We start from the raw sequence: 26,572 nt of genomic DNA, 5'->3' as shown, positions 1-26,572 counted from the left end.
AAGGGATCAGCCGGTCATTCCCGGCAGGCGAGCCGCCAGAGTATCGATCAACAACCGCATCCTTGTCGGCAGATGCGGAGTCCGCGGCCACAGCGCGGAACTGTCGAAGACCAGAGGATCGATGTCTCGTAAAATAGGCACGAGTTCACCGTCGCGAACGCGATCCCGTATGAGCCAGCATGGCAACCAGGCCAGGCCCATGCCGGCCGTTGCCGCATCGGCAATCGCATCGAGATCATCGAATTTGATACGGCTCTGAAGCGGCAGTTCGTAGCTTTCACCGCTGATGCTGCGGAAGCACCATGATCTGATCCGGCCGCCGAGCGAATAGACAACGGTATCGTGATCCGCGATCTCGGCGAACGTTGCGGGACTGCCCCGCTGTTCGAGATAGTGGGGTGAGGCGCAGATGGTCATGCGCTGGCGAGCGACCCGGCGCATCATCAGCCCGGCATTGTCGCGCACCGGGCCATTGCGGATTGCAAGATCGTAGCCTTCTTCCACGAGATCGACGGTCCGGTCGGTGAAGGACGCTTCCAAGTCCAACTTCGGATACTGTCGCGCCAGTTCCATGAGGACGGGCACGACGCAACGCCTGCCGAACAGAACCGGCACGCTGATCCTGATGCGGCCGGCCGGTTCGTTGCGGCCGGTCTCGATGGCGGTTTCAGCGGCTTCGAGTTCCCGCAACGCCCGCAAGCAGCGCTCATAAAAAACCTGGCCGTCGTCGGTCAGGTTGAAGACGCGGGTGGTGCGATGGCATAGCCGGACGCCCAGGCGCCCTTCCAGCCGGACGACGGCCTTGCCGACTGCCGAGCGCGACAGGCCCAGTCGTTCGCCCGCGGCTGCAAAGCCGCCAGCCTCGACGACGGCGACAAACTCCTGAATGCCGGAGAGACGATTTGTCATTCTGCACTCCATTGTATCTCAATAGGATACAATGAGAAGACAAATTGCCACCACTGGAGATTTTTGAGATCGCCTATGTTTCTGCCGAACTCCATTTTCGGAGTGCAGCATAGGGAAATTGCAGATGACCGACTTGATGAAACATTGGTCGATTGACGCGGCCGGCCGGGAAAACCTCAAATTTGTCGAGAGTCCGATCCCGACGCCGGGGCCTGCGGAAATCCTGGTCCGGGTTGCTGCTGTCTCGTTGAACTATCGCGACAAGCTGCTGGTGGACGACGGCTTTGGACTCCAGCGGATGGTCACGCCGCTGACGCCCGGCTCGGACATGGCAGGGAAGGTGATCGCCGTGGGCTCGTCGGTCGACAGGTTCCAGCCGGGTGACCGGGTTATATCGACGTTCATTCCGGGCTGGATCGATGGGGTCGGTCCGGGCAATGCACGCCAGCCCACTCACGGATCGCTTGGCGGCGGCTACCAAGGTGTTCTGGCGGAATATGTCGCGCTCAATCAGGAGTGGGCGGTCAAGGTTCCTGGAGGCCTGAGCGATGTGGCTGCGAGCACCTTGCCCTGCGCCGGCCTCACGGCCTGGACCGGGCTTGTCGAGCGCGGGAACCTCCATTCCGGCCAGACCGTCCTGGTGCAGGGGACGGGCGGTGTCGCGCTCTTTGGTGCGCAGATTGCGCTGGCGCATGGCGCCGAAACGATTGTGATATCGGGAAGTGACGAGAAACTGACGCGGGCCAGGGAACTGGGCGTCCACCATGCCATCAACCGCAATAAGCATGACTGGGTCGAAGAGATCTATCGCATCACCGGTGATCGAGGCGTCGACCACATTCTCGAAATCGTTGGCGGCGCGCATCTCGACCAGTCGCTGCGGGCCGCGGCGGTTGGCGGTCGCATCTCACTCATCGGGGTTCTGGAAGGTTTTGAGATTTCCGGCGGCTTCGCGTCTTTTGCGCAAAAGCGCCTCGTCGTGGAAGGGATACAGGTGGGACACCGCCGGGCGCTGGAAGATTTTGCCCACGCCGTCGAAATGAATGGCATCAAACCTGTCGTCGACGCCGAGTACGGGCTTGTCGATCTGCCGGCGGCACTCGATCATCTGACGCGTGGGCCGTTCGGCAAAATCGTCGTCACCGTGAACTGAACTGCGGACAACAAAAAGGCGGGGAGTTACCCCGCCTTCCGCGCCCAAAACAGGCTGATCTGGAATTCATTGACCAGGTCTGGCGGCTATCTGCCGCTTCAGCTCCTGGCCTTGACCTCCGGCGCGCTTGTCGCGCGGCCGCCAGTACATCCGTGACTTGCCGTGCGCTTCGAACCTTTCAGTCCGAGGCGCGCGTAAAATCAGCCGGCCTTGGAAAGAGAACCAGCAGACGACTTGCCGGTGCGGCGGTCCTGCTCGATCTCGAAGTTGATCTTCTGACCTTCGACGAGGTTCGACAGACCAGCGCGCTCAACAGCGGAGATGTGGACGAAAACGTCCGCGCCGCCTGCGTCAGGCTGGATGAAGCCGAAACCCTTGGTCGAGTTGAACCACTTTACGGTGCCAGTAGCCATTTTATATTTCCTTGCGTTTGCAACGTTATTTAACCAAGCGAACTTGGTCGCCTTGTATCGAGATTTTGGAGATAGACGTCAGCAAACGCGAATAAATCGCGGGACTACCATATCGATCGGCCGAAATATCAACGGGGCTGATATAATGCGTATTGCTCGCCAGCACAAGAGCCAGAGAAGATGATCGTTCACCGGGATGTGATCGGCCAGCATGAGCACTTCCGTCGATCCCGCTCGTTCCTGTCTATAGGAACACTTGGTGATGCATGCGCAGGGAGGTGACTTTGAAACGTGTTTTGCTCGTTCTTTGCCTGTCTTTGATCGCGGTCGAGGCGCAGGCGATTTCCCGCTATACCTCTACCAGCATGAGTTGCGGCGAGGTTCAGGCCACCGTCCGGCGCGATGGTGTTGCGCTGCTGCGTTATCGTTCGGAGCGCAATCCTTCCATCCTGCGCTATGACCGCTATGTGGCGGATCGCCGGTTCTGCAAAAGCGATGAGAGCGCCGAGACCGTCTTCGTTCCGACGGCCGACCGGTCCTGTCCGGTGCGTCGTTGCGAGCGGGTGGACCCGGAGGATCGCTTCATGATCCTGCGCCGCGACTGATATTCAGGTGAGGGCGGCCTGCGAACGGCTATTTTCTGCGCTTCCGGTACTCACGTACCCAAACGTACGCTCCGTTCCGGTTCTCGAAAATAACCGTTCTCGACTCGCCCTGACCTGAATCTCAACGCACCTAGAGATTCAGAATCCAAAAGATGCCTGTGCGGGCGGCGGCGGGCCGACCCGCACGCCTTCCATGGTCAGAAGCTTCTCCTTGGTGGCCGAGCCGCCGGGAGCCGAAAAGCCGCCGATCTTGTTGCCGGCTGCAAGAATGCGATGGCAGGGCACGACGATCGGCACCGGGTTGGAGCCCAGCGCCTGGCCTGTTTCGCGCGCCAGCCCGGTGTGGCCTGCGCGTTGGGCCAGCTCGCCATAGGTCGTCGTCTCGCCGAAACCGAGCTTCCGCGCCGCGTCGTAGATCGCCAGCCGGAACTCGTCGATGCCTGCGAGGTCGACCTTGATGTCGGAAAAATCCACCATCTCGCCAGCCGCGTAGCGCGTGATTTCATCGACTGCGGCAATGATGTTCATCGGAAGGGCACTCGACGCCTGTTGCGACGGCTCACCGGACTGTGAGATTCGCGACATCGTCGCCAGCAGCCGCCTTTCGGTGGCGGCGCGGTCGCGCTCGGGCAACTGCACCCGCGTCAGGCCCCGCTCGCTCCAGGCGATGCCGATCCAGCCGATGGCGGTTTCGAAGAGATGATAGGGTATGGTCATCACGTTTCCAAAAAACCGAGGTGTTTCATACCACAAAGCCGCCTGGTACAAAGCGGGAACATCCCGTTATCAGTGGACTGCGCGAAGCCTCCTGACAGACTGGCGGATGCAGTTGCAACCGGGCCGTGTTGCCGAAATGGTGCGGCTGATGTATGGGGTTTCCAATCGTTAACAATTGATTTGCAGACAACGAGCGCGGCTTTGCCTTCTTTTCTGAGATTTCCTCTCGTTGCAGCGGTGCTGTCGCCCTTGGCGCTAGCGGCCTGCGCGACGACTGGAGAAGACACGGCAACAAGCCTTGCCATGGCGCCGACGGTCGATCTGGCGCTGCCTGACACCGTTTCGATCTTGCCGAGTTCCTATACACAGACCGAGGCGCGCGAAGAGGCCTATCCGGCCGAGACCGTCACGGCCAATGCCTTTGTGACCCCGGATACGCCCGCTGGCCCGGTCACTGCGCAAAGCGGCACCGTGGTGGACAAGCTCATCACCAAATACGCCGCGATCTATGAAGTGCCGGAAACGCTGGTGCGCAGCGTGGTCAAGCGCGAGAGCACCTTCAATCCGCGCGCCTATAATCGCGGTCACTGGGGGCTGATGCAGATCAAGCATGCGACCGCGCGCGGCATGGGCTATGACGGCCCGGCGAACGGCCTTCTCGATGCCGAGACCAATCTGAAATATGCGGTGAAATATCTGCGCGGTGCCTATCTGGTGGCCGGTGGCGACCACAGACGCGCCGACCGTCTTTACCAGACCGGCTATTATTACGATGCCAAGCGCAAGGGCCTGCTGGAAGAGACGGGCCTGGGCACAGATCGCCGCCGCATGCGCCGCCCGGACCCGGCGCCTGAGATGAACCCGATGGCTGGGGCCTCGGTGCCTGAGCTGATCCCGGGCGCTGCTGGGTCAACACCTGCGGCTATTCCCGCCACGGCGCCGGTGTTTCCTCCTGCGCCAACCCCGCTTCCTGCCGCTGCACCGGTTCCGAAGCCGGCTGCCGCTCCCGGCGCTGCCTGATACCTAGACGCCCTTCGTTTCAGCATGCGTTTTGACCGGCAAGCGGATTTCCGTTTCCGGTCTGATGCGGTAAGTCGGCATGGTCCGAATGCAAGGGGATCGCATGCTCACGCTTCACCATCTCAACAATTCGCGCTCGCACCGCATCCTGTGGCTGCTGGAAGAACTCGGGCTCGAATACGATCTGGCTCTCTACCAGCGTGACCCGAAAACCATGCTGGCGCCGCCTGAGCTGAAAAACGTCCACCCGCTCGGCAAGGCCCCGGTACTGACGGACGGAGAGCTGACGGTCGCCGAATCGGGCGCGATCATTGAATATCTGCTCGACCGGCACGACGACGGCACGCTGCGGCCTGCACCGAGCACACCGGAGCGCGTGCCCTATCTCACCTTCATGCATTTTGCCGAAGGTTCGGCGATGCCGCCGCTGCTCTTAAAACTCTATTTTTCGCGCATGGGTGAGGCGGCTGCCGCCGTCCTCCCGCGCATCGATGGCCAGATCGCCGAGATCCTGACCTTTCTGGACGGTGAGCTTGAGAACCGCGATTTCTTTGCCGGTGACGACTTTACCGCCGCCGACATCCAGATGAGTTTTCCGCTGGAAGCCGCTGTGGCGCGCGGCGGGCTCGACCATCGCTTCCAGAACCTCACCGGCTTTCTCCAGCGCATCCATGCCCGCCCGGCCTATCAGCGAGCCGTTAAACGTGGAGGAGCGGTAACGCTGGGGCGCTGAGACTATGGCGGATGAGCAGGTGGTGCGGTTTCGCCGCGACCTGGGCGGCGATTTTCCAGCGCCAAAATGGCCGACTGCGTTCTCGATGCGTAGCTTTCGGACCGCCGATGCCCGAGCCCTGCACACGCTGCTGAGCGAGGTGTTCGATGACGGCGAGGAGGGTCCTTTCGACACCTGGTGGCAGAAAGTGTCGAACGATGCCGACTTCGACCCGGCGCTGTGCTTCCTGGTGTTCGACGGCGACGACCGGCTGGTTGCGGCAGCCTTATGCTGGACCAGCGCTTATCTGAAGGACCTTGCCGTTCGCCCGGAGGCGCGCCGGCGCGGGCTGGCCGAAGCATTATTGCTGCAGGTCTTCGGCACGTTTCAGGCGCGAGGTGCCGCATATGTCGATCTGAAGACCGACCTCGTCAAAAACCCCGATGCCGTGCGGCTCTACGAGCGGATGGGCATGCGCCGCGTTTCGCTCGAAGGCTAATTGCGCAGCCGCGTTCAGGCAGCCAGCGGCAGACGGCCCAAAATGCTGTTTTTCTTCTGTAGGAAGCGCAGAAGCCGGTCATTGTAATCCGCCACGACGGCGTTCTTGACCGAAGGGCGCGCGGCCAGCGCCTCGCGCCATTTCTGCACCTTGGGCAGACCATCGAAAACCTCGAGATCGGCGAGGCGGTCGATGACTTCGAAATAGCGGAAGGCCGGGGCGAAGACGGCATCGACGATGGAAAAATCCTTGCCGGCGAAATAGGGGCCGTCGCCAAGTTCGCTTTCGACGCGGGAGAGCTTTTCCTTCAGCGCCACGCGGGATGCATTGAAGGTGGCTTGGTCGGCGGTCACTTCCAGCGTCCAGATGTCGCCCAGAACTGCCGAGCCGAATTCCATCCAGGCGCGGTGGCGCGCCCGGGTTACCGGGTTGGCCGGGTGCAGGGCAGGCGGGTTGGTCTCATCGAGATATTCGACGATGGCAGCGCTTTCGAACAGCACGTCGTCGCCGACCTTCAGCAGCGGAACCTTGCCGCGCGGCGAGATATTCAGGAACCATTCCGGCTTGTTTTCGAGATCGACGTCGACGCGCTCGAAAGGCACGTTCTTTTCGGCCAGCACGATGGCGGCGCGCTGCACATAGGGGCAGAGGTCGAAGGAGATCAGGGTGAGGTTCTTCGTCATGACGGGAGCTCCGTGAATTGGATGCAATTGCATCTAATTAAGCGGGCGCCTATGTTCTGTCAATCTTGATGCAGATGCATGAAATCAACTATGTGTGAGAGATGGACAGACAACCGGACGACACGACCATCGCGGCCTGGATCGGCCTTTCGCGCGCGCAGCGCGTGGCAACGGCCAGCATCGAGGCGCAACTGAAGGCGGCGGGCTTTCCGCCGCTTGCCTGGTATGACGCGCTGTGGGAACTGGAACGCGCCGGCGGCGAGGGGCTTCGGCCCTTCGAACTGGAGCGGGTGCTGCTGTTCGAGCAGTACAATCTTTCGCGGCTGATCGACCGTCTGGAAAAGGCCGGGCTGGTGGTGCGCCGTGCCTGTCCCAATGACAAGCGCGGCCAGGTGCTGGCGATCACGCCCGAGGGTTTGACCCTTCGCCGCGACATGTGGGGTGTCTATGGGCCGGCGATCGAGGCGGCGGTGGGCGCGAAGCTCGATGCGGGCGAGGCCAAGGCGTTGGCAGGATTGCTGGCCAAGCTCGCCATAACTTCTGCGTGAAGCGCGAACGCCGGGAAGGCTTCCGCCTATCTTTTGCCGTTCACGCTCCCTACCTCGCTTCCATGGACAGACGCACAGCACTTGCCCTTCTTGCCACCGCCGCGACGCCATGGCCGGCTTTCGCCCAGACGCCGACCGAGCCTGCAACGCCGCGACCGCTGCCAGATCTGCTTGATGAGGCGGAACGGCTGACCTCGCTCAAGACCGTGCTGGTCATGCGCGGCGGTGAAACGATTGCAGAACGCGGCTATCGCGGCAATTCGCTGACTGCTCCGACCAACATCAAGTCTGCCTCGAAATCGATTGTCTCGGCGATGGTCGGCATCGCCATCGACAGGAAGCTGCTGCAAGGGCCAGACCAGAAGATCGCGCCGCTGCTGCGCGCCGATCTGCCGGCCAAGCCCGATCCGCGCATCGAGGACATCACCATCGGCAATCTGCTTTCCATGCAGGCAGGGCTGGGGCGCACTTCGGGGCCGAATTACGGGCGCTGGGTTTCCAGCCGCAACTGGGTGCGCACCGCACTCGCCATGCCCTTCGACGACGAGCCGGGCGGGTCGATGCTTTATTCCACCGGCTCGACGCATCTTTTGTCGGCGATCCTGACGCGGGTTGGCGGGAAATCCACGTTGGCGTTGGCGCGCGACTGGCTGGGGCCGCTCGACGGCTTTCGCATCGCTGCCTGGGACCGCGACCCGCAAGGCATCTATGTCGGCGGCAACCAGATGGCGATGAGCGCCCGCTCGCTGGGCACCTTCGGCGAACTCTACCGCAACAGCGGCAAGACGCCCGAAGGCCGGCAGATCGTGCCGGCGGCATGGGTCGAGCAATCCTGGCAGCCGCGCACCACTTCGCGCTTCAACGGTGATGGCTACGGCTATGGCTGGTTCCTGCGCGAGCTTGGCGAGCGGCCGGTCAGCTATGCCTGGGGCTATGGCGGGCAGATGCTCTACATCGTGCCGTCGCTGGAACTCACCATCGTCATGACCTCGGCCGAGGACAACCCTTCCGCCCGCACCGGCTACCGCGACGACCTCCACGCGCTGGCAAGCGGCATCATCGAAGCCACTGCGGCGACTTGAAGCGCGGCATCGCCGCACTTGCAGGCAGTGGCGCGATGCTGTCATCCTCCTCCATGAAAAGAGGAGGCAGCTATGACTGACTGGAAACGCGAAGGCGGATGCCGCTGCGGGCAGGTGCGCTTCAAGGTGAGTGCCGCGCCGCTGGTGACCATGGCCTGTCACTGCACCGGTTGCCAGAAGATGAGTTCGTCGGCCTTTTCGCTGTCTGCCGCCATCCCCGCCGAGGGTTTTGAAGTGACGCAGGGCGAGCCGGTGATCGGCGGGCTGCATGGCGCTTCAAGACACTATTTCTGCCCGCATTGCATGAGCTGGATGTTCACGCGGCCGGAAGGCATGGACTGGTTCGTCAACCTCCGCTCGCCCCTGCTGGACGATACGAGCGGCATGACGCCCTTCATCGAGACATGGACCAGCGAAAAGCTGCCCTTCGCCCAGACCGGCGCCCCGCACAGCTACGAGGCCCTGCCGCCGATCGAGGCATATGAGGGGCTGATGAAGGAGTATGGGGCGTGGACGGCGAAGTGAGTGACCAGCCGTAGAGGGCCCGTGTCGCAGTATCGCCTGGCTTTTTTCAAAGAACATTTTTCTTGGCTCATGACTCGCTTTCTCGACCCGGTTTCGCCGGTCGAGGCATGACGAGGGAAGACGGGCGGTCGTCGGATCGCTCGTTTTTGTATTATTATTGCGATCTTTCGACCGCCCGTTCAGTGCTCTTGTCCCGCTCAGTCGCCTCCACATTCGCGTAGCCAGCCGCCGCCAAGACCCGGGCTTAGGGGTTCATCACCCAGCAGCGCTACCGTTGCGCCACCAGCCCGGACACCGCCGTCCCCCACGCTCATCCGGTTCATGACCCGTGTTCCCGGTGAGGACGATGGAGGGATTATCGATCAGTCTGAAAGGGTGTGGATAAAAAACTCGTTTTCGGTATCGTCTGACAATAAAATCAATGACTTGTACCGAATGCACCGTGAATTTTATCCTCCGCCCGCGTTAGATATCCGGCGCGTTGCCGATGCGGGTCTTGAGGTCGAGCGCCCAGGCGCGGCCTTCGTCACCGCCCCAGAGAAGCCAGGCGATGTAGCCGGCCGAGGGGTTTTCCTCATTGCCGAAATTCTTGGCGCGCTTGTCGACCTCGTGACGGGCGAAATAGCTCACCATGCGCTTGATGACGGAAGGCTGGAGCGCACGCCGCGCAACCAACTCCTGCGCCCGCCCGACGCCGATCTCCGTTCCACCGCGTTTGAATTTGGCGCGAAAGGCGAGGCCTTTGGCGGCGTTGTCGGCGACGGGTTGGGGTGGGACGAGGGAGATTTCGTCGTTGGGTTCCATGTGCCTGCCGTCTATTTATTCGGAGTGACTTCGGAGTGGCTGCCCACCTTACATATTTGCAGTCTTGATAAGCTTCACCACTTCTTCGACACGTCGCTTAAGGTCGAGTATCCCAAAATTAGCGGCCGATTTACAAACCAATCTGGCAACTTTGATCTTGTCGATATCTTGTTCAATTAATGGTTCATCGTTGACCGATGCGCCTGCGGTATTTTTCCTGCTCTTGGGTCCGATGCGCTTGAAGAACAACGCATGGTCGAATGATCCACCGTCGCCTGGCTTATCGTATAGCTTTGGATAGCAATCCTTTACTGCCTGCTGAAGCTTTGTATGATCGATATAATTTTCGATCTCACGCCCTTTCGTAATCCAGCTAACGCCGGAACCCTTCCCCAACTCTCGTTGCAAACGAAGTTTCGTTTGATTGATTGACGCGTTTGAACTGGCTTTATCACTGTCCATAACCAGTGCCATATGTCGATTCAACGAGCGTAACCCAATAAACTCTTCCACCTCATCTGACTCGGCGCTCAGATGGCTAAGAAGTCGTCCACCGTAAAACATGATTGAGTAATGGATGCCTTCGATCAATTCCGGCGCGAGCGCGGAAATCCAATGCCGAATATATATTCGATCTGACGGCCCTTCGACCCAAATAACCGCGTTCGCTTGCACGATGTCTGATGCTTTGTAACCCAAATCCATACATATATTGTGTCGCTCGCTTCTTAGAACGGACTCGCGTATCCAAGTTTGTTCCCCGTTGTTGGATACGTGAAAAATGGCTGCGCCAGGTGTATCGATAAAGCTAGCTGAATGTGTTGCAACAAAGTACTGATTGTTAGTATTATTTTTTAAGTAAGATATTAGTTTTCTTTGCAATAGTGGATGAAGATGTATTTCTGGCTCCTCTATGCAAATAATTTTCTCCTCGGTCAAGGTGCAAAAGGATGCAATCATTATTACCTCGTGCACTCCCATCCCAAGCGAAGCAATTGGAAGAACTTTATTGTCCATATGAACGAGTACGTGTTCCCGATTGTGTGGTATCTCGATACGAGAATCCTCTTTTCCTGTAACGTCCTGTAGAAATCTGTTAATCTTTTGAAATAACTCCGTCTCGTGACGTTTGTCGTGATCGGGGCTTTGTATTTCTGCTAAACGATCAATAAGCCCGGCTCCCGAGAAGTCATCAAATTTCGTTCCGCTCTTACCTATCTGGCGCAATGCTGGAATTAATTTTACTTCGGGTAGAGAGAGGTCTTGATTTCGAAGTAATTTGTTAAGTGTTTCTGGAATCCAATGACTCGGACCACCCCCGCTCTGCGCCGTTAAGTGGTTCCACAGACTGCTCCAAACAGATTTGGTCAAAACGGTCTGCCAATTCTCAAAATCCAATTTCGGATCTAGATCCCAAGTATTGTTCGAAATATTTCGTCTAAGCCATACAAATTCATTTTCAGAAAGTTCATTGACGATCTTTTCGATTGCTTCGAGAAAATGACTCCCTTTGACACCCTTTTGACTATTTTCTTGGAACTCTTTCTTCGGTATACCTATCGCAATCGATAGATTTCCAGTAATCTTTCCTCTGTATTCGTCTAAAGGTGATTGAATAACAGTTGGAGATCTGCTGTGAGAATCTTGGAACGGAATGTAGTTTGAGATGAAGTTTAAAACCGTTGATTTACCAGCGTTGTTAGCGCCAATGAAAAAGTTGAACTCCTTGAACGGAGCCATGGACTGCGCTTCACTGCCAATTCCACGATAGAATTGAAGTGAAAGTCCTTTTAGGAAGATAGCCAAGCCATATGCTCCCAATTTCTAGGTAAGGTTATTTCTCTCGGTTTTAATTGTATTCGAAAACTGTTCTCTTAAGATGGTTGATTGTATTTTTGTGCCGCAACGGAGTCGTGCCGTCTATATAAATCCTCTAACGAGATATTGTCCTGTACTTCTAAAAATACTCCTGCAACGGCCGAACCTCCAAGCTCCCAGCCCTCAACGCCGCAATCGCCTCCGCCACCGCGGCCATACCCGCCAGCGTCGTATAATACGGCACTTTCTGCATCAAAGTCGCGCGGCGGAGCGACTTCGAGTCTGAGACCGCTTTCTGGCCGTCGGTGGTGTTGAAGACGAGCTGGACCTGGCGGTTGCGGATGGCGTCTTCGATGTGGGGGCGGCCTTCGAGGACTTTGTTGATCTTTTCTGCGGCCACGCCGTTTTCGGCGAGGAAGCGCTGGGTGCCGCCGGTGGCGAGCACCTTGAAGCCCTGTTCGGCGAGGCGCTTGACGGCGGGCAGGATGCCTTTCTTGTCTTCGTCGCGCACCGACACGAACAGCGTGCCCGAGCGCGGCAGGTCGACGCCGGCGCCTAGCTGCGCCTTGGCGAAGGCCAGCGCATAGTCGCGGTCTAGGCCCATGACCTCGCCGGTCGAGCGCATTTCGGGTCCGAGCAGGATGTCGACGCCGGGGAAGCGGGCGAAGGGGAACACCGCTTCCTTGACCGCGATGTGGCCGGGGTTGCGCGCGTTGGGCTTTTCGCCGTAGGCGGCGAAGGCGTCGTCCAGCGTCTGGCCGGCCATGATGCGGGCGGCGACCTTGGCGATCGGCTTGCCAATGGTTTTCGCCACGAAAGGCACGGTGCGCGAGGCGCGCGGGTTCACTTCCAGCACATAGATGGTGCCGTCCTGAATGGCGTATTGCACATTCATCAGGCCGCCGACTTTCAATGCCCTTGCAAGGGCGGCAGTCTGGCGCTCCAGCTCGTCGACGGTCTCGTCGCTCAGCGAATGAACCGGCAGCGAGCAGGCACTGTCGCCCGAATGGATGCCGGCCTCCTCGATATGCTCCATGATGCCGGAGACGAAGGTGTTGCTGCCGTCGCACAGGCAGTCGACATCGACCTCGATGGCGTCGGTCAGATAGGTGTCGAACAGCAGCGGGTTCTTGCCCAGCAGCGTGTTGATCTGGCCGGTCTTGTCGTTGGGGTATTTCTGCTTGATGTCTTCCGGCACCAGGCCGGGCACGGTGTCGAGCAGGTAGGTCTGCAGCATCTGCTCGTCATGGATGATCTGCATGGCGCGGCCGCCAAGCACATAGGACGGGCGCACGACCAGCGGGAAGCCGAGCTCGCCGGCGACAGTGCGCGACTGCTCGACCGAATAGGCGATGCCGTTCTTGGGCTGGGCGAGGTCGAGCTTCTGCAACAGCTTCTGGAAGCGGTCGCGGTCTTCGGCCAGGTCGATCATGTCGGGCGAGGTGCCGAGGATCGGAATGCCGGCCTTTTCCAGCGCTTCCGCCAGCTTCAGCGGCGTCTGGCCGCCGAACTGGACGATGACGCCGTGCAGCGTGCCGGCAGTCTGCTCGGCGCGCAGGATCTCCAGCACGTCCTCGGCGGTCAGCGGCTCGAAATAGAGCCGGTCGGAAGTATCGTAGTCGGTCGAAACGGTCTCGGGGTTGCAGTTGACCATGATCGCTTCATAGCCGGCCTCGCGCAGCGCAAAGGCGGCATGGCAGCAGCAATAGTCGAACTCGATGCCCTGGCCGATGCGGTTGGGGCCGCCGCCGAGGATGACGACCTTCTTGCGGTCGCTGACTTGCGCCTCGGAGCGCGTCTCGCCGGCGAAGGGCACTTCGTAGGTGGAGTACATGTAGGCGGTGGGCGAGGCGAATTCGGCAGCGCAGGTGTCGATGCGCTTGTAGACCGGGTGAACGCCGAGCTTCTGGCGCTGCTTCTGCACGTCCTGCGCCTCTTTCTTCACCAGCGAGGCGAGGCGGGCGTCGGAGAAGCCCATCGACTTCAGCATGCGCAGATTGGCGGCGTCTTCCGGCAGGCCGTGCTCGCGGATGCGCGCTTCCATGTCGATGATGCCGGCGATCTGCTCGAGGAACCACGGGTCGATCTTGCACATTGCGTGCACGTCTTCCAGCGAGGTGCCCATGCGCAGCGCCTGGGCGACCATGCGCAACCGGTCGGGCGTCGGCGTGCCCAGCGCCGCACGGATGGCGTTCTTGTCCTCGCCGTGCGCAAGGCCGGGGATTTCGATCTCGTCGAGGCCGGTGAGGCCGGTTTCGAGGCCGCGCAGCGCCTTCTGCAGCGATTCCTGGAAGGTGCGGCCGATGGCCATGACCTCGCCGACCGACTTCATGGCGGTGGTCAGCGTCGGCTCGGCGCCAGGGAACTTTTCGAAGGCAAAGCGCGGAATCTTGGTGACGACGTAGTCGATGGACGGCTCGAATGAGGCCGGCGTCGCGCCGCCGGTGATGTCGTTCTCAAGCTCGTCCAGCGTGTAGCCGACGGCGAGCTTGGCCGCGATCTTGGCGATGGGGAAGCCGGTGGCCTTGGAGGCAAGTGCAGACGAGCGCGAGACGCGCGGGTTCATCTCGATGACGACGAGGCGGCCGTCGGCCGGGTTGACGGCGAATTGCACGTTGGAACCGCCGGTCTCGACGCCGATCTCGCGCAGCACCGCGATCGAGGCGTTGCGCATGATCTGGTATTCTTTGTCGGTGAGCGTAAGCGCCGGGGCGACGGTGATCGAATCGCCGGTGTGGACGCCCATCGGGTCGAGGTTCTCGATGGAGCAGATGATGATGCAGTTGTCCGCTTTGTCGCGAACCACCTCCATCTCGTATTCCTTCCAGCCGAGCACCGATTCCTCGATGAGGACTTCGGTGGTGGGGGAGGCATCGAGGCCCGAGCCGATGATGTCGAAGAATTCGGTGCGGTTGTAGGCGATGCCGCCGCCGGTGCCGCCCATGGTGAAGGAGGGGCGGATGATGGCCGGCAGGCCGACATGGTCGAGCGCCTGGGCAGCGATCGCCATGGCGTGATTGATGTAGCGCTGCTTGCGGTCGCCTTCGCCGAGGTTCCAGGCGGTTTCGAGCGCGTCGAGGGCTGCGTCGAGATCGGCGGGATTGGCGGCTTTGACGGCAGCGCGCTCGGCCTCGTGCTTCTTGCGGTCGGCGTCCTTGACGTCGGAAGCGTTGGCCAGCATCGACTTTGGCGTCTCGAGCCCGATCTTGGCCATCGCCTCGCGGAACAGCGAGCGGTCCTCGGCCTTGTCGATGGCGTGGGCATCGGCGCCAATCATCTCGACATTGTAGCGGTCGAGCACGCCCATGCGGCGCAGCGACAGAGCCGTGTTGAGCGCGGTCTGGCCGCCCATGGTTGGCAGCAGCGCGTCGGGACGCTCCTTGGCGATGATCTTTGCGACGACTTCCGGGGTGATCGGCTCGATATAGGTGGCGTCGGCCAGCTCCGGGTCGGTCATGATGGTGGCCGGGTTGGAGTTGACCAGGATGACGCGAAAACCTTCCTCCTTCAGCGCCTTGCAGGCCTGGGTGCCGGAGTAATCGAACTCGCATGCCTGTCCGATAACGATGGGACCTGCGCCGATGATCAGGATGGACTTGATGTCGGTGCGTTTTGGCATGGTGGCTCGGTCCGTTCGTGGTCGCTCTGCGCAAAAGACCGGCGCGGGAATGCCCGGCCGGTGCGCATCAGAGTCTGTTGTCAGGCTAAGGGCGCCTTATAGGCAAATGATTGGGCGGTTGTAACCCCGAAAATACGTGAATCTTTGCGGCGTTTCGGCAAGGCAGCCATGCAAGGGGAAGCAAGGCGGTTGGGCAGGGGCTTTACCCCCTCTCCGTCTCGGCTTCGCCGAGCCACCTCTCCCCCGCTTTGCGGGGGAGAGGAACCTAAATCCTGACATGCAGGGCCAAGCAAAACTTGGGTTCCTCGCCCCGCTTGCGGGGAGAGGTGGCTCGGCGAAGCCGAGACGGAGAGGGGAACTTGGCGTGGCGTTCAGCCGTGCTCCACCGCCAGCGCCGCATCCTGCGCTTCGGCGATGCCGCGGGCCTTACTGCTCGTAGGTATAGGAGGCGCACATTTCTTCATTGCTCGAAGGGGCTTCGTCGCCTGTAAAGACGGCTATGAGAGAGCGGCCGCCATCATCCCAATTTGCGATGTAGGTGACTGCGCCGGATCCGCATAGGCGGTTGCCGTTTTCGAGTACCGGGTCGCCCGGGCGACTGACTTGATAGACAGATGCAGGAATTTCCTCGCCATCAACGACGAAGGTGTCGCTTACGAGGCCTGAGAAGCTCAGCGTTTTGCCGTTCTCAAAGGTAATGCTGAAGTCATCGAACTGAATGTCGCCGGTCACGCTCATCGCGGTGTTGCTCACTGCCACGTAAGAATCCTCATCGGTATAGGCGTGTGCCGTGACGACGGAAGATGTGGATATGAGTGCGGCCAGTAAGGCAGTCTGAAAAGTTTTCATGTCACGCTGTTACTGGGAAACCGCCGCCATTTCCAGTCGCCTGAGGCCAAGTAGTAACGCGACCTGAATCGCGACGCATTCTGATGCGCGCGGAACATCTTGCGGGAGCTTAATACATAAGGGAAATAGGCGGTTGGATCGGGGCTGTCCCCCTCTCCGTCTCGGCTTCGCCGAGCCACCTCTCCCCATTTCATGGGGCGAGGAACCCAAGTCCTGAAATGTGGCTGCCTCGCAGAATCTAGGTTCCTCGCCCCGCTTGCGGGTGGCTCGGCGAAGCCGAGACGGAGAGGGGGAGTTGGCGCGCTGCTCAGCCCTGCTCGAGCGCCAGCGCTGCATCCTGGGCTTCGGCGATCTTCTGCACCATCGGAAGGCTGACCGCTGCCGTAATGATCGAATCGAGCAGGCCGGGGAAGCGGGCGTTGAGGTCGTCGCGGCGCAGCGTGATAAGGCGGGTGGTGCCGACGGCTTCGGTGCGGGTGACGCCGGCTTCGCGCAGTTTGGCGAGGTGGTAGCTGATGTTGGTCTTGGAGCCGAAATCGGTGAACTGCATGCAGATGGTCGGCTGGCCTTCGCGCAGCGCGAGATAGCCGATGATGGCGAGGCGCGTCTGGTCGCCGAGCACGGCCAGCACATTCGGCAGTGAAATCTGGTCGGCGGTGGGATGGGGCAAGGTCATGGCTGAAAACTAGCTGCGCAGGCGTTCCGGTTCAATGCTTTGTCCGCCCTCCTGACATCAGGCTGACAGGAAGCATGTGCGACCACATTGACATGGCGGGCAATCAAGTTCAATAGTTCAATAACTTTTGAACTAAGGATCGGTCCTATGGACAAGCGTCTTATCTGGCTGGCGGTCGGCTCCTTCACCATGAGCACGGTCGGCTTCGTGTTTTCGAGCCTGCTGCCGTTCATCGCAGCCGACACGCACACCACCATTCCAAAGGCCGGCTATCTCATCACCGTCTTCTCGCTTTCCTATGCCATCGGGGCGCCGCTGCTTTCGGCACTTGCGGGCGCTGCCGACAGGCGGCGCGTGCTGACGGCCGCGATGCTGACCTTCGTGGCCGGCAACGCGATTGCGGCGACCAGCGTATCGTTCACGACATTGCTGCTTGCGCAGATCGTCATGGGCATGGCCAGCGGCCTGTTTGCCGCCACTGCGCAGGCGACCGCAGTCTCATTGGCCGGGCCGGAGCATCGCGCCCTGGCGATTTCCGTGGTGGTGGGCGGCACGACTTTCGCGGTGGCGCTGGGCGCGCCACTGGGCGCGCTGATTGCTGCGGTTTGGGGCTGGCGCGGCACATTCGGTGCGATTTCGGTGCTGGCGCTGGCTTGTGCGACCGTACTGTGGTTCCGCCTGCCGCGCGGGCTGTCGGGAACAAAGCTGACGCTTGGCGAGCGCTTCAGCATCATCGGCCGGGCCGGTATCGCACCATCGCTGGTGGTGACCTTTCTGTACCTCGCCGGCGGTTTCATGATCATCTCCTACCTAGCGCCGCTGGCGATAGATGGGGCAGGGCTGTCAAAGCTGTCATTGCCTGGCCTTCTGCTTGCCTTCGGCGTCGGTGCAGTGATCGGCAATCTGTCCAGCGGCTATCTTGCCGATCGCATCGGCGCGACGCGGATGGTCGTGGGTTCACTCGTGGCTTCGGTGGCGATTGCGCTGGCCATAGCGTTCGGCCTGCATCTCCTGCCGCACCACCTGGCCGGGCCACTGCTGATCGGCATCATGCTGCCCTGGGGCATCATCGGCTGGGCATTCCCGCCGGCGCAGGCAAGCCGCATCGTCGGCTATGCGCCCGAGGTTGCCCATCTGACGCTCTCGCTCAACGCCTCGGCGCTGTATCTCGGCATCGCGGCAGGCACGGCGCTTGGCGGCAGAGTTCTGGAATATGCCGCCCCGGCCGATCTCGGCTACGTCGCTGCCATCTTCCCGGTGGCAGCACTTGCGGTGCTTTATGCCGGGCTGCGCTCGCATCGCCGCTTTGTTGCGACGACTGCTACGCCGGCGGAATAGCGAGAATCAGGCCTGCATGAAGCCTGTGCGAAGAGCATAGGCCCATTCCAGTCGTCCCGCTTGCTCGGCCTGCCGGGCCGCACTTTCCCAATCATAGGTCACGGCAAAGAACTCGAAGTGCATCGTGCCATCGGCGTCGATCTCGACCATGCCATAGCGCGCGTGCGGCGAACCTTGTTGCGAAGCGTGCGCCGGTTCGGTGTCGTCGAAATAAGCGGGCTCGCCGACGCTTCCGGGATTGAAGATCATTCGGCCGTCCGAAAGCCGCACAAGTTCGGGGCGATGGCTGTGGCCGCAGAGCAGTAGCCTGTAGGCGGGATCGAGGCGGCCAAGCCTTTTCTCGATCGCCGCGAGCGGCGCCCGCACGAGATGGCCGTCGACGATGGCGTCGGCAAGATAGCGCTCGTCATGATCGGGCCTTGCGTGGAATGCGAGCACCGAAGGCGCGATCTCCAGCTGGAGGGGCAGGGCGGCGAGTGTGTCGCGCTGTGGCGGCGTCAGCTGTTCATGGGCGAAACGGTCGGAGGGCCACATGTCGTCCGAAACCTCCTCGGCGACGCGGCGGTCATGATTGCCGCGCACGGTCGGTGCGCCGAGCTTTTCGAGACGCTCAAAAGTCTCACGCGGCCATAGCGGGCCTGAAACGCAATCGCCGAGATTGACGGTCAGGTCGGCACCGCCGCGGCGCTTAAGATCGTCAAGCACGGCGTTGAGTGCTGCGACGTTGCCGTGAATGTCTGCGATGACTGCTATTTTCATGAACCGACTCCAGATGCCGGCAATCTTTTAACTGCCGCAATCGGGAATGTCAGTGGCTTCAGCCGAGAACGAAATCGAACAGCAGCTTTATGTTCAGCAGCGCGATGACGACCGCAATCAGCATGGCGAAGGCGGTGAGGTAACGCGGCGCTACGAGCGCGCCCATCTTGGCCTTGTTTGCGGTGAACATAACCAGTGGGAATACGGCAAAGGAAAGCTGCAGGCTGAGCACGACCTGGGTGAGGATCAGCAGTTTCGCCGTACCGCTGTCGCCGTACCAGATGGTGACGCCGGCCGCGGGGATGATGGCGATGGCCCGCGTGATGAGGCGGCGCAGCCATGGCGGCAGCTTGATGTGGAGAAAACCCTCCATGACGATCTGGCCGGCAAGCGTCGCCGTCACCGTCGAGTTGATGCCGCAGCAGATCAGCGCGATGCCGAACAGGGTCGGCGCGATGGCGAGACCCAGCAGCGGCGCGAGCAGGGAATGCGCCTGGCCGATCTCGACGATGTCGGTCTGGCCGGCCTTGTTGAAGGTTGCAGCCGCCAGGATCAGGATCGCGGCGTTGATGAGCAGCGCAAACATCAGCGCGACCGTGGAATCGATGGTGGCGTATTTCAACGCCTGGCGCTTTTCCGGCACGGTGTCGCCATAGGCGCGGGTCTGGACGATGCCGGAATGCAGATAGAGATTGTGCGGCATGACGGTGGCGCCAAGGATGCCGAGAGCGAGATAGAGCATCTCGGGATTCGTCACGATCTCGGTTGTGGGGGCGAAGCCCCGTATGACGCCGCCCCAGTCGGGATCGGCCAGCGCGATCTGCACGGCGAAACAGGCGGCGATGACGCCGAGCAGCGTGATGATGAGCGCTTCGACCCAGCGGAAGCCGAGTTTCTGGAGATAGAGGATGAGGAAGACGTCGAGTGCGGTGATGAGCACGCCGATTTCCAGCGGAATGCCGAAGATCAGGTTGAGGCCGATGGCCGTGCCGATGACTTCGGCAATGTCGGTGGCGACGATGGCGATCTCGGCCATGAACCACAGTACATAGGCGACCGGCTTGCCGTAGGCGTCGCGGCAGGCCTGGGCGAGATCGCGGCCCGAGCCGATGGCGAGCCGCGCGCAGAGCGCCTGCAGCACGATCGCCATGATGTTGGAGACGAGTGCGACCGTGAGCAGGGCGTAGCCGAACTTCGAGCCGCCGGCGAGCGAGGTCGCCCAGTTGCCGGGGTCCATGTAGCCGACGGCAACGAGATATCCGGGGCCGACGAAGGAGATCGCCCTGCGCCAGCCTGGACCGCTGGTTCTGACGGCGATGGAGCGATGGACGTCCGAAAGGGATGCCTCACCGCGCGGCTGGCGCCAGCCGAGGTCTTCCATCGTGCGGGGCTTGAAATCCATTCCTGGCTCTATGGCTGAGAATTCTTGCAATTGCAAATCATTCTCAAAATGGCTTGAAAACATCACAAGCGCAAGTGGTGGTGTCGGAATATTTTGACGCAGTGCAGAACGTGCTTAGGCAATGGTGCGGAAGGTACTGCAATTGCCCGGAACGACGGCGGATCTATCGCATATGGGTACTCTGACGGACTTGAGCGGTGTTCTACCCCCACCCCTAACCCCTCCCCACAAGGGGGAGGGGGACTTTGCGGGCGGCCATGCCGCACGAAACCATCGTTGATCGGCACCTTGAGAGTATGCCAGCGGATTCCTCTCCCCCTTGTGGGGAGGGGTTAGGGGTGGGGGTCTTTTCATACGCAATAGCTCCTCGGAACGACGGCGAGGATGGCGCGTTGGTGCTAGCCGGAATGTTCCGGCCTCAGCGTGGAGGAAAAATCATGGGCGTCAAGGAAGCACCGACCGCAAAGGGCAAGGCCGCCGCCAAGGGCCTCAAGCAGGCCACTGCCAAGGAAGAACGCAAGGTGGAGGCAAAGACCGGCAGCGACCTGAAGAAGGGCGAAAAGCGCTTCGAAGAGCGCTCACGCAGTTCGGATGGAAAGAGCGCCGGAACAAAGCAGAAGTAGGTGGTCTGGTCCTTGGGTGGCGAACGGTTCGCTAGAGCTCGATCAGCGTCTTGAACCCGCCATAGATCATGCGTTTGCCGTCGAAGGGCATCGAGTGCGGATCGTCGATCTTGAGGCGGGGGTCGGCCATCACCTTCTTGTTGATCTCGTCGCGGGCTTCGCGCGATTCGTAGGTGATCCAGGAGAAAACGATCGTTTCGCCTTCCTTCTGCAACACTGCGCGCGGGAAGGACGTGACTTCGCCATAGGGCACATCGTCGGCTACCGTCTCGACGAAGGAAAGAGCACCGTGATCCTTCCAGATCTCGCCGGCCGTCTGCGCCATCTGCTTATAGTCCTCCAGCTTCTCGGTCGGCACGGCGAGAATGAAACCATCGACATATGGCATTGGGTCAACTCCTCCTGACAAACTTACTGTGTTCAACGGCTTGAGAGAGGGCGAAGTTCCGCGGGCGTCTTATGGAGACTAACGCCATCAGATATTGCGGGCCAGCATCTGGATTGGCGCGATCGAGCCAGCGGCAAGGGCTGCCATGACATTGCCCAGCCGCTGCGGTGTCGCGGGGCCCATCAGCGTATGCAGGCTGAGTGGAGGGGCGCCATTTTTGGCGGCGTTTTCGCGCATTTCGCGACCGAGCGTCAGGGCCATCTGACGCCGGTTCTTTTCGGTCACGATCATAAGACCGGCTTTGGTCAGGAGATTGCGGTAGGTGGCGGGTGCCTCGACGAAGCTGGTTTCCAGCGTGTCGGCCCAGGGCATCGGGTAGGGCAGGTCTTCGCCGCTGACATTCATGATGTCGTAGACGCCGAATACGCCGCCCTTCTTGAGAATGCGATGGACCTCGCGGAACGCGCCGGCCTTGTCGCCGATGTTCATGCCGACGTGGATAAGGGTGGCGCGGTCGAAGCTGGCGTCTTCGAAGGGCAGGGAAAGGGCGCTCGCCTGCCGGAACGACACCAGATCGGCGAGCCCGCAGCGCCCGGTGAGCGAGGTCGCGACGCTGACATACTCGTCCGTGACATCGACGCCGACGACGGTGCAGCCGTGATGCTCGGCAAAATAGCGCGCCGGTCCACCGATGCCGGCACCGACATCGAGCAGTTTCATGCCCGGCGAAATGGCAAGGTCGTTGGCCAGATCGATGGTGGCAGCGAGCCAGCCGAGGTGGAACTCGTCGGCGCCGGAAAGGTCTGCGGGGTCGAGGCGGTCAACATCCTTTCCGGCTGTCTTCAGCGCGTCGAGGATCGCGCGTTCAAGCGCGCCGTGGCTGTAGTGCCTCGCAACGTCCTCCTCGGTGGTCATATTTGACCTCGCCTGAAAGCCGGCTGGGTTTATCGCATTGAAGCTACTCCTTTTTCATCTGCTTGAAAACGAAGATCGCTCCGAGTTGCGCCTATCGGGCTTGTGCCTGCGTTCCAAATTTCTTGTGACTTGATGCAACCGTTGGAGTAATTGTCTGTTTAGGTCAGCTCGCAGCAGCGGGCATGCATGGGCGCGGCGAAACAGGGAAGAGGTTGGCATGCTTTGGAAAGGTCGTCGGCAGAGTGAGAATGTTGAGGACGAGCGCGGCCAGGGCGGCGGCTTCGGCGGTGGCGGGCTTGGACGCGGCGGCGGCTTTCGCATCCCGATCGGCGGCGCAACAGGCGGCGGCGGACTTTCGGGCATCATCATCCTGGTGGTACTCTTCTTCGCGCTGAAGGCCTGCGGCATCGACCCGATGGCGATATTGGCCGGCGGCGATGGTGCTATCCCCGGTGGCGGCGGCCAGATCAGCCAGACCGAACCGAAATCCAATGATGAGATGAAGCAGTTCGTCTCCACCGTGCTCGCTGAAACAGAAGACGTCTGGAGCGGCATCTTCCAGGCCGAGGGCCTGAAATACGAAGATCCGACGATGGTGCTGTTTTCGGGCCAGACGCGTTCGGCCTGCGGTTTTGCTTCGGCTGCTTCCGGCCCGTTCTACTGCCCCGGCGATCGCAAGGTCTATATCGACCTGGCCTTCTACGACCAGCTCGATCGCCAGTTCGGCGCTTCGGGCGATTTCGCGCAAGCCTATGTGCTGGCGCATGAGGTCGGCCATCACGTACAGAACCTGACCGGCATCCTGCCGAAGTTCAATCAGATGCGCCAACAGATGGGTGAGGCGCAGGCCAACCAGATGTCGACACGCGTCGAACTGCAGGCCGACTGCTTTGCCGGAATCTGGGGTCACTTCACTGCGCAGAAAGGTCTGCTCGAGCAGGGCGACCTTGAAGAAGCGCTGAATGCCGCCCAGCAGATCGGCGACGATACACTGCAGCGCAAGACGCAAGGCTATGTCGTGCCGGAAAGCTTCAACCATGGCACCTCCGCACAACGCGTGACCTGGTTCAAGCGGGGCTTCCAGAGCGGCAAGCTCGCGGATTGCGACACGTTCAACAATCCGGTCTGAACGGAGCGTTATAATTCTTACGAAGCCCGTTCCGGCCAAGCCGGGGCGGGCTTTTTGATTCAAACCTTGCCGGCGTCGCGGTCGCGCACTGCCTTGGCGTGCCATTCGCGGTCGATCGATCCTTCCTCGGCCTTGTGGAAGAACTGCGAGCAGACGAGCCAGCCTTTCAGCGGCCGCAACAGCGCGGTGCAGGCGAGAAGGGTCAGAGGCAGGGTGGTCAGCAGATGAACCCAGATCGGCGGCTCATAGGTCAGCTGCAGCCAGAGCGCGAAGAGAAGGGCGGGCACCGCGACGATCGTCATCGAGAAGAAGGCCGGGCCATCGGCCGGATCGGCAAAGGAATAATCAAGGCCGCAGACTTCGCAGCGTGGTGCAAGCTTTACGAAGCCCTGAAACAGATGACCTTTCTGGCAGCGCGGACAAAGCCCGAGAATACCCGTCTTGGCCGGGTTGGTGGTGGGGGTAAAGCTGGTGCTTTCCATGGCGGACCTCATGATCTGCCTGAGATATAAGCCTGCCTGCGCCTTCTACCCCTGTGACATAGGCGTCCTGCGGCAAAAAGCCAGTGGCTGCATGCTTTGCAGGCCTGATGCTACCCCTCGATCCAGGCTGCCGGCACAGCGAGGGCGGCGGCAAGTCTGGCCGCGGTATCGTCTGATGCGGTACGGCGGCGTCCCTCAAGGTCGGAAAGAAAGCCTTGAGTAAGGCCGGCCTTGTCGGCGAGATCGCTTTGGGTCAGCCCGCGCCACTTGCGCAATGCCTTCAAGCGGCTATCACCGCGCAATATTGCCATCGAAAGCTCGGCTGGAAACGGTTCCGTGCCTGACAGTTCGGCCTTGCGGGCGTCGTAGATCGCGGCGTCGGCTGCATCTTCCGCCGCTTCGTCGGCAGCGCGCAGAAGAGCGTCGTAGTCGGCCTTGGGAAGGACAACCAATTCTTCGCCGCCAGGGGTCTTGATGATTTGAGGTGCGTTCATTTTGCCGTCTCCTGTATCAGTTCCGGCGGTATGTGGTGGTTTCGCGCTTGCCGATATAGATCGCCAGGATGGTCGTCTGGTCTTCATCGAAGAGGACACGGTAACGGCCAATTCTCAGCCGATGGCCGTTCCGGCCGCCAAGACGCTTTACATCGCCGCGGCCATTTACGGCATAGTCGATCAGGCCGTCCGAAACCTGCCGGCGCGCCTCATCGGGAAGATTATCCAAATCCCGCGCCGCCGAGGCGGTCAGCACGATTGTCTTCATAAATGCAATATAGCGATATTATCGCAAATAATCAAGCGATAATATCGCTCGACATCAGCGCTCGGCCAACGCCGGTTCGCCCTTGCGCTCGCGGATGAGGTTGACGAAGCGGCGGAACAGATAGTGCGAATCCTGCGGGCCGGGCGAGGCTTCGGGGTGATGCTGGACCGAGAACACAGGGCGGCCCTTGAGCGCTATGCCGCAGTTCGAGCCGTCGAACAGCGAAACGTGAGTCTCTTCAACGCCTTCCGGCAGCGATTTCGCGTCGACCGCGAAGCCGTGGTTCATCGACACGATCTCGACCTTGCCGGTGGTGTGATCCTTGACCGGGTGGTTGGCGCCGTGATGGCCCTGGTGCATCTTCTCGGTCTTGCCGCCGAGCGCCAGCGCCAGCATCTGGTGGCCGAGGCAGATGCCGAAGACAGGGATTTCGGTCTTGAGCAGGTCCTTGATGACCGGCACGGAATATTCGCCGGTGGCGGCGGGGTCGCCGGGGCCGTTGGACAGGAAGATGCCGTCCGGCTTCATGGCGAGGATTTCGTCGGCGCCGGTCTTGGCCGGCACGACGGTGACTTTCGCGCCGAGGCCGGCGAGCAGCCGCAGGATGTTGCGCTTCACGCCGTAGTCGATGGCGACGACGTGCATGGTCGGGGCATCCTGCTCGGCGTAGCCTTCGTTCCAGACCCAGGGCGTCTCGCGCCAGACCGAGGACTGGCCGGAGGTGACTTCCTTGGCGAGGTCGAGGCCGACGAGGCCGGACCAGGCGGCTGCGCGGGCCTTCAGGTCGGGGAGATCGAACTTGCCGTCCGGCGCATGGGCGATGATCGCGTTGGGCGAGCCCTTTTCGCGGATGAGGGCGGTGAGCGCGCGGGTGTCGATGCCGGACATGGCGACGATGCCGCGCTTCTTCAGCCACGCGTCGAGATCGCCGGCTGCACGGTAGCTCGACGGGTTGGTGACATCAGCCTTGAACACCGCGCCGACAGCGCCGTTGCGCGCGGCGGGGTTCAAGTCTTCGATGTCCTCGTTGTTGGTGCCGATATTGCCGATATGCGGGAAGGTGAAGGTGACGATCTGGCCGGCATAGGACGGGTCGGTGAGGATTTCCTGGTAGCCGGTGAGCGCGGTGTTGAAGCAGACTTCAGCCACCGCCGAACCCGTCGCGCCAAGGCCGCGGCCCTCGATGACCGTCCCGTCGGCCAGAACCAGCACTGCGGTCGGCACTTCGGTTGCCCAGGGGGCGGTGGTCGCGGCCATGTCAGCTACTCCGTGTATCGTTCATCTCGATGGGCATCGTCAGCGGGCGGAGGCAGTGCCGCGCCCTTGCAAGATGGCCCGCGAAGGGCCATATGGCGCAACGAAAAGCACGGGCTGCCGCGACAATCGCAAACCCCCGTGCACACCCAAAAACTAGTCCATGCAAGGCGCGGACAATAGGCGAAGGTGTTGACGCGGTCAATGAGCGCGCAAACGATTGCGGTTAAATATTTTCCCTAACGATATCAGGGATTTAACTGCATGCATTGGTTTGCTTTGTTCGTTCGGCGGCATTAGAGGCTGCACGCATCCCATGGAATCGGGATGCGGCTTCGAACTGCCGTCGAGCCGCCGAAAACCGGTTCCCCCGTTTCGGGAACATGGTCTATTGTTCGCTGCCCATTAAGGAGTTACCGCCATGCGCGAGATCATCGCCCAGGCCCTCAAGACCGCGCTGAAAGCGCAGGACAAGCGCCGCACCTCGACGCTGCGGCTGATCAATGCCGCGATCCAGGATCGCGACATCGCCCATCGCGGCATCGGCAAGGACCCGGTGAGCGACGAGGAGATAATGCTGATCCTGGCCAAGATGGTGAAGCAGCGCGAGGAGTCCGCCAAGGCCTTCGAGGAAGGTAACCGGCTGGAGCTTGCCGCACAGGAGCGCGACGAGATCGAGATCATTCGCGACTTCATGCCCAAGCAGCTCGGCGACGAGGATGTGAAGCAGGCATGTCAGGCGGTGATCGATGAGGTCGGCGCCGAGGGCCTGCGCGACATGGGCCGTTGCATGAACGCGCTGAAGGACAAATATGCCGGCAAGATGGACTTCTCCAAGGCCAGCGGCATCGTGAAGACGATGCTGCAATAGGCGGCGATTGGGGACTG

The 26,572-nt window shown here is 60.9% G+C and carries 28 protein-coding genes and 1 pseudogene; 12 read left to right on the top strand and 17 right to left on the bottom strand.

The features are described from left to right. Positions 1-6: 6 nt before the first annotated feature. Positions 7-909, bottom strand: a complete 903-nt coding sequence (locus BM413_RS10940) for a LysR family transcriptional regulator (RefSeq protein ID WP_091913213.1) — start codon at positions 907-909, stop codon at positions 7-9. Positions 910-1,033: 124 nt separating this feature from the next. Here BM413_RS10940 and BM413_RS10935 point away from each other — a divergent pair, with 124 nt between their 5' ends. After that, positions 1,034-2,062, top strand: coding sequence for a zinc-dependent alcohol dehydrogenase family protein (locus BM413_RS10935; RefSeq protein WP_091913211.1), 1,029 nt, complete (start codon positions 1,034-1,036; stop codon positions 2,060-2,062). A gap of 200 nt (positions 2,063-2,262) precedes the next feature. Here the strand turns inward: BM413_RS10935 and BM413_RS10930 are convergent, their stop codons facing one another. Beyond that, on the bottom strand, positions 2,263-2,475 hold the full coding sequence (locus BM413_RS10930; RefSeq protein ID WP_091913209.1) for a cold-shock protein: 213 nt from the start codon (positions 2,473-2,475) through the stop codon (positions 2,263-2,265). A 266-nt stretch (positions 2,476-2,741) separates the two neighbouring features. On the opposite strand from BM413_RS10930, the gene BM413_RS10925 reads away from it, so the two are divergent. Next, positions 2,742-3,080, top strand: a complete 339-nt coding sequence (locus BM413_RS10925; protein ID WP_244537835.1) for a hypothetical protein — start codon at positions 2,742-2,744, stop codon at positions 3,078-3,080. Positions 3,081-3,218: 138 nt separating this feature from the next. On the opposite strand, the gene BM413_RS10920 is transcribed toward BM413_RS10925, so the two are convergent. Then, a complete protein-coding gene (locus BM413_RS10920; RefSeq protein WP_091913207.1) occupies positions 3,219-3,797 on the bottom strand; it encodes a methylated-DNA--[protein]-cysteine S-methyltransferase in 579 nt (192 codons plus the stop codon). A 474-nt stretch (positions 3,798-4,271) separates the two neighbouring features. Here BM413_RS10920 and BM413_RS33580 point away from each other — a divergent pair. The 3 genes and pseudogenes from BM413_RS33580 to BM413_RS10905 form a co-directional block, all read left to right on the top strand. After that, positions 4,272-4,607, top strand: a pseudogene (locus tag BM413_RS33580) (lytic transglycosylase domain-containing protein); the annotation flags it as partial. Positions 4,608-4,920: 313 nt separating this feature from the next. Then, the gene (locus tag BM413_RS10910; RefSeq protein ID WP_091913203.1) at positions 4,921-5,550 is read left to right on the top strand and encodes a glutathione S-transferase family protein; all 630 of its coding nucleotides are present in this window, start codon (positions 4,921-4,923) and stop codon (positions 5,548-5,550) included. A gap of 4 nt (positions 5,551-5,554) precedes the next feature. Continuing rightward, positions 5,555-6,028, top strand: a complete 474-nt coding sequence (locus tag BM413_RS10905) for a GNAT family N-acetyltransferase (protein ID WP_091913201.1) — start codon at positions 5,555-5,557, stop codon at positions 6,026-6,028. Positions 6,029-6,042: 14 nt separating this feature from the next. Here the strand turns inward: BM413_RS10905 and BM413_RS10900 are convergent, their stop codons facing one another. Further along, complete coding sequence (locus BM413_RS10900; RefSeq protein ID WP_091913199.1) at positions 6,043-6,711, bottom strand: glutathione S-transferase family protein; 669 nt, start codon at positions 6,709-6,711, stop codon at positions 6,043-6,045. 101 nt (positions 6,712-6,812) lie between these two features. Here BM413_RS10900 and BM413_RS10895 point away from each other — a divergent pair, with 101 nt between their 5' ends. From BM413_RS10895 to BM413_RS10885, 3 genes are all read left to right on the top strand, one after another. Next, complete coding sequence (locus BM413_RS10895) at positions 6,813-7,259, top strand: MarR family winged helix-turn-helix transcriptional regulator (RefSeq protein ID WP_091913197.1); 447 nt, start codon at positions 6,813-6,815, stop codon at positions 7,257-7,259. A 62-nt stretch (positions 7,260-7,321) separates the two neighbouring features. Next, positions 7,322-8,341 carry a serine hydrolase domain-containing protein gene (locus BM413_RS10890; protein WP_091913395.1) on the top strand — a complete coding sequence of 340 codons (1,020 nt, stop codon included), beginning with the start codon at positions 7,322-7,324 and terminating at the stop codon, positions 8,339-8,341. A 72-nt stretch (positions 8,342-8,413) separates the two neighbouring features. Continuing rightward, positions 8,414-8,866: a GFA family protein gene (locus BM413_RS10885; protein ID WP_091913195.1), complete on the top strand. Its 453-nt coding sequence runs from the start codon at positions 8,414-8,416 to the stop codon at positions 8,864-8,866. Positions 8,867-9,331: 465 nt separating this feature from the next. On the opposite strand, the gene BM413_RS10880 is transcribed toward BM413_RS10885, so the two are convergent. The 5 genes from BM413_RS10880 to BM413_RS10860 all read right to left on the bottom strand — a co-directional run bounded on the left by BM413_RS10880 (position 9,332) and on the right by BM413_RS10860 (position 16,632). Then, positions 9,332-9,670: a hypothetical protein gene (locus BM413_RS10880; RefSeq protein WP_091913194.1), complete on the bottom strand. Its 339-nt coding sequence runs from the start codon at positions 9,668-9,670 to the stop codon at positions 9,332-9,334. Positions 9,671-9,718: 48 nt separating this feature from the next. After that, entirely contained in the window at positions 9,719-11,476 is a 1,758-nt protein-coding gene (locus BM413_RS10875; protein ID WP_139238575.1) for an ATP-dependent nuclease, read from the bottom strand. Between the two features lie 151 nt (positions 11,477-11,627). Continuing rightward, complete coding sequence (gene carB, locus BM413_RS10870) at positions 11,628-15,107, bottom strand: carbamoyl-phosphate synthase large subunit (protein ID WP_091913190.1); 3,480 nt, start codon at positions 15,105-15,107, stop codon at positions 11,628-11,630. A gap of 426 nt (positions 15,108-15,533) precedes the next feature. Continuing rightward, positions 15,534-15,956 carry a hypothetical protein gene (locus tag BM413_RS10865; protein WP_091913188.1) on the bottom strand — a complete coding sequence of 141 codons (423 nt, stop codon included), beginning with the start codon at positions 15,954-15,956 and terminating at the stop codon, positions 15,534-15,536. A gap of 307 nt (positions 15,957-16,263) precedes the next feature. Next, positions 16,264-16,632, bottom strand: a complete 369-nt coding sequence (locus tag BM413_RS10860) for an ArsR/SmtB family transcription factor (protein WP_091913186.1) — start codon at positions 16,630-16,632, stop codon at positions 16,264-16,266. A gap of 147 nt (positions 16,633-16,779) precedes the next feature. On the opposite strand from BM413_RS10860, the gene BM413_RS10855 reads away from it, so the two are divergent. Then, positions 16,780-17,970, top strand: a complete 1,191-nt coding sequence (locus BM413_RS10855) for an MFS transporter (protein WP_091913184.1) — start codon at positions 16,780-16,782, stop codon at positions 17,968-17,970. 6 nt (positions 17,971-17,976) lie between these two features. On the opposite strand, the gene BM413_RS10850 is transcribed toward BM413_RS10855, so the two are convergent. Beyond that, positions 17,977-18,729 (bottom strand): metallophosphoesterase family protein, encoded by a 753-nt coding sequence (locus tag BM413_RS10850; protein ID WP_091913182.1) that lies wholly within the window; start codon positions 18,727-18,729, stop codon positions 17,977-17,979. A gap of 58 nt (positions 18,730-18,787) precedes the next feature. Beyond that, on the bottom strand, positions 18,788-20,131 hold the full coding sequence (locus tag BM413_RS10845; RefSeq protein WP_091913180.1) for an Nramp family divalent metal transporter: 1,344 nt from the start codon (positions 20,129-20,131) through the stop codon (positions 18,788-18,790). 437 nt (positions 20,132-20,568) lie between these two features. Here BM413_RS10845 and BM413_RS10840 point away from each other — a divergent pair, with 437 nt between their 5' ends. After that, on the top strand, positions 20,569-20,754 hold the full coding sequence (locus BM413_RS10840; protein WP_091913178.1) for a hypothetical protein: 186 nt from the start codon (positions 20,569-20,571) through the stop codon (positions 20,752-20,754). 31 nt (positions 20,755-20,785) lie between these two features. On the opposite strand, the gene BM413_RS10835 is transcribed toward BM413_RS10840, so the two are convergent. Both BM413_RS10835 and BM413_RS10830 read right to left on the bottom strand, forming a co-directional pair. Continuing rightward, complete coding sequence (locus BM413_RS10835) at positions 20,786-21,142, bottom strand: DUF1428 domain-containing protein (protein WP_091913176.1); 357 nt, start codon at positions 21,140-21,142, stop codon at positions 20,786-20,788. An 87-nt stretch (positions 21,143-21,229) separates the two neighbouring features. Beyond that, positions 21,230-22,057: a class I SAM-dependent methyltransferase gene (locus BM413_RS10830; protein ID WP_091913174.1), complete on the bottom strand. Its 828-nt coding sequence runs from the start codon at positions 22,055-22,057 to the stop codon at positions 21,230-21,232. Positions 22,058-22,274: 217 nt separating this feature from the next. Here BM413_RS10830 and BM413_RS10825 point away from each other — a divergent pair, with 217 nt between their 5' ends. After that, on the top strand, positions 22,275-23,186 hold the full coding sequence (locus BM413_RS10825; protein ID WP_091913172.1) for a KPN_02809 family neutral zinc metallopeptidase: 912 nt from the start codon (positions 22,275-22,277) through the stop codon (positions 23,184-23,186). Between the two features lie 59 nt (positions 23,187-23,245). Here BM413_RS10825 and BM413_RS10820 read toward each other — a convergent pair whose 3' ends face one another. The 4 genes from BM413_RS10820 to carA form a co-directional block, all read right to left on the bottom strand. Continuing rightward, positions 23,246-23,668 carry a DUF983 domain-containing protein gene (locus BM413_RS10820; protein ID WP_091913170.1) on the bottom strand — a complete coding sequence of 141 codons (423 nt, stop codon included), beginning with the start codon at positions 23,666-23,668 and terminating at the stop codon, positions 23,246-23,248. A 110-nt stretch (positions 23,669-23,778) separates the two neighbouring features. Then, positions 23,779-24,162 (bottom strand): helix-turn-helix domain-containing protein, encoded by a 384-nt coding sequence (locus BM413_RS10815; protein WP_091913168.1) that lies wholly within the window; start codon positions 24,160-24,162, stop codon positions 23,779-23,781. A 16-nt stretch (positions 24,163-24,178) separates the two neighbouring features. Next, positions 24,179-24,418 carry a type II toxin-antitoxin system RelE family toxin gene (locus BM413_RS10810; protein ID WP_348272899.1) on the bottom strand — a complete coding sequence of 80 codons (240 nt, stop codon included), beginning with the start codon at positions 24,416-24,418 and terminating at the stop codon, positions 24,179-24,181. Positions 24,419-24,484: 66 nt separating this feature from the next. Then, on the bottom strand, positions 24,485-25,687 hold the full coding sequence (carA, locus tag BM413_RS10805) for a glutamine-hydrolyzing carbamoyl-phosphate synthase small subunit (RefSeq protein WP_091913164.1): 1,203 nt from the start codon (positions 25,685-25,687) through the stop codon (positions 24,485-24,487). A 418-nt stretch (positions 25,688-26,105) separates the two neighbouring features. Here carA and BM413_RS10800 point away from each other — a divergent pair, with 418 nt between their 5' ends. Continuing rightward, on the top strand, positions 26,106-26,555 hold the full coding sequence (locus tag BM413_RS10800; protein WP_091913162.1) for a GatB/YqeY domain-containing protein: 450 nt from the start codon (positions 26,106-26,108) through the stop codon (positions 26,553-26,555). The last annotated feature ends 17 nt before the right edge of the window (positions 26,556-26,572 follow it).

The sequence above is a fragment of the Mesorhizobium sp. YR577 genome, from assembly GCF_900116595.1.
Taxonomy (GTDB): Bacteria; Pseudomonadota; Alphaproteobacteria; order Rhizobiales; family Rhizobiaceae; genus Mesorhizobium_M.
This window is presented reverse-complemented; position numbering and strand designations above follow the sequence as displayed.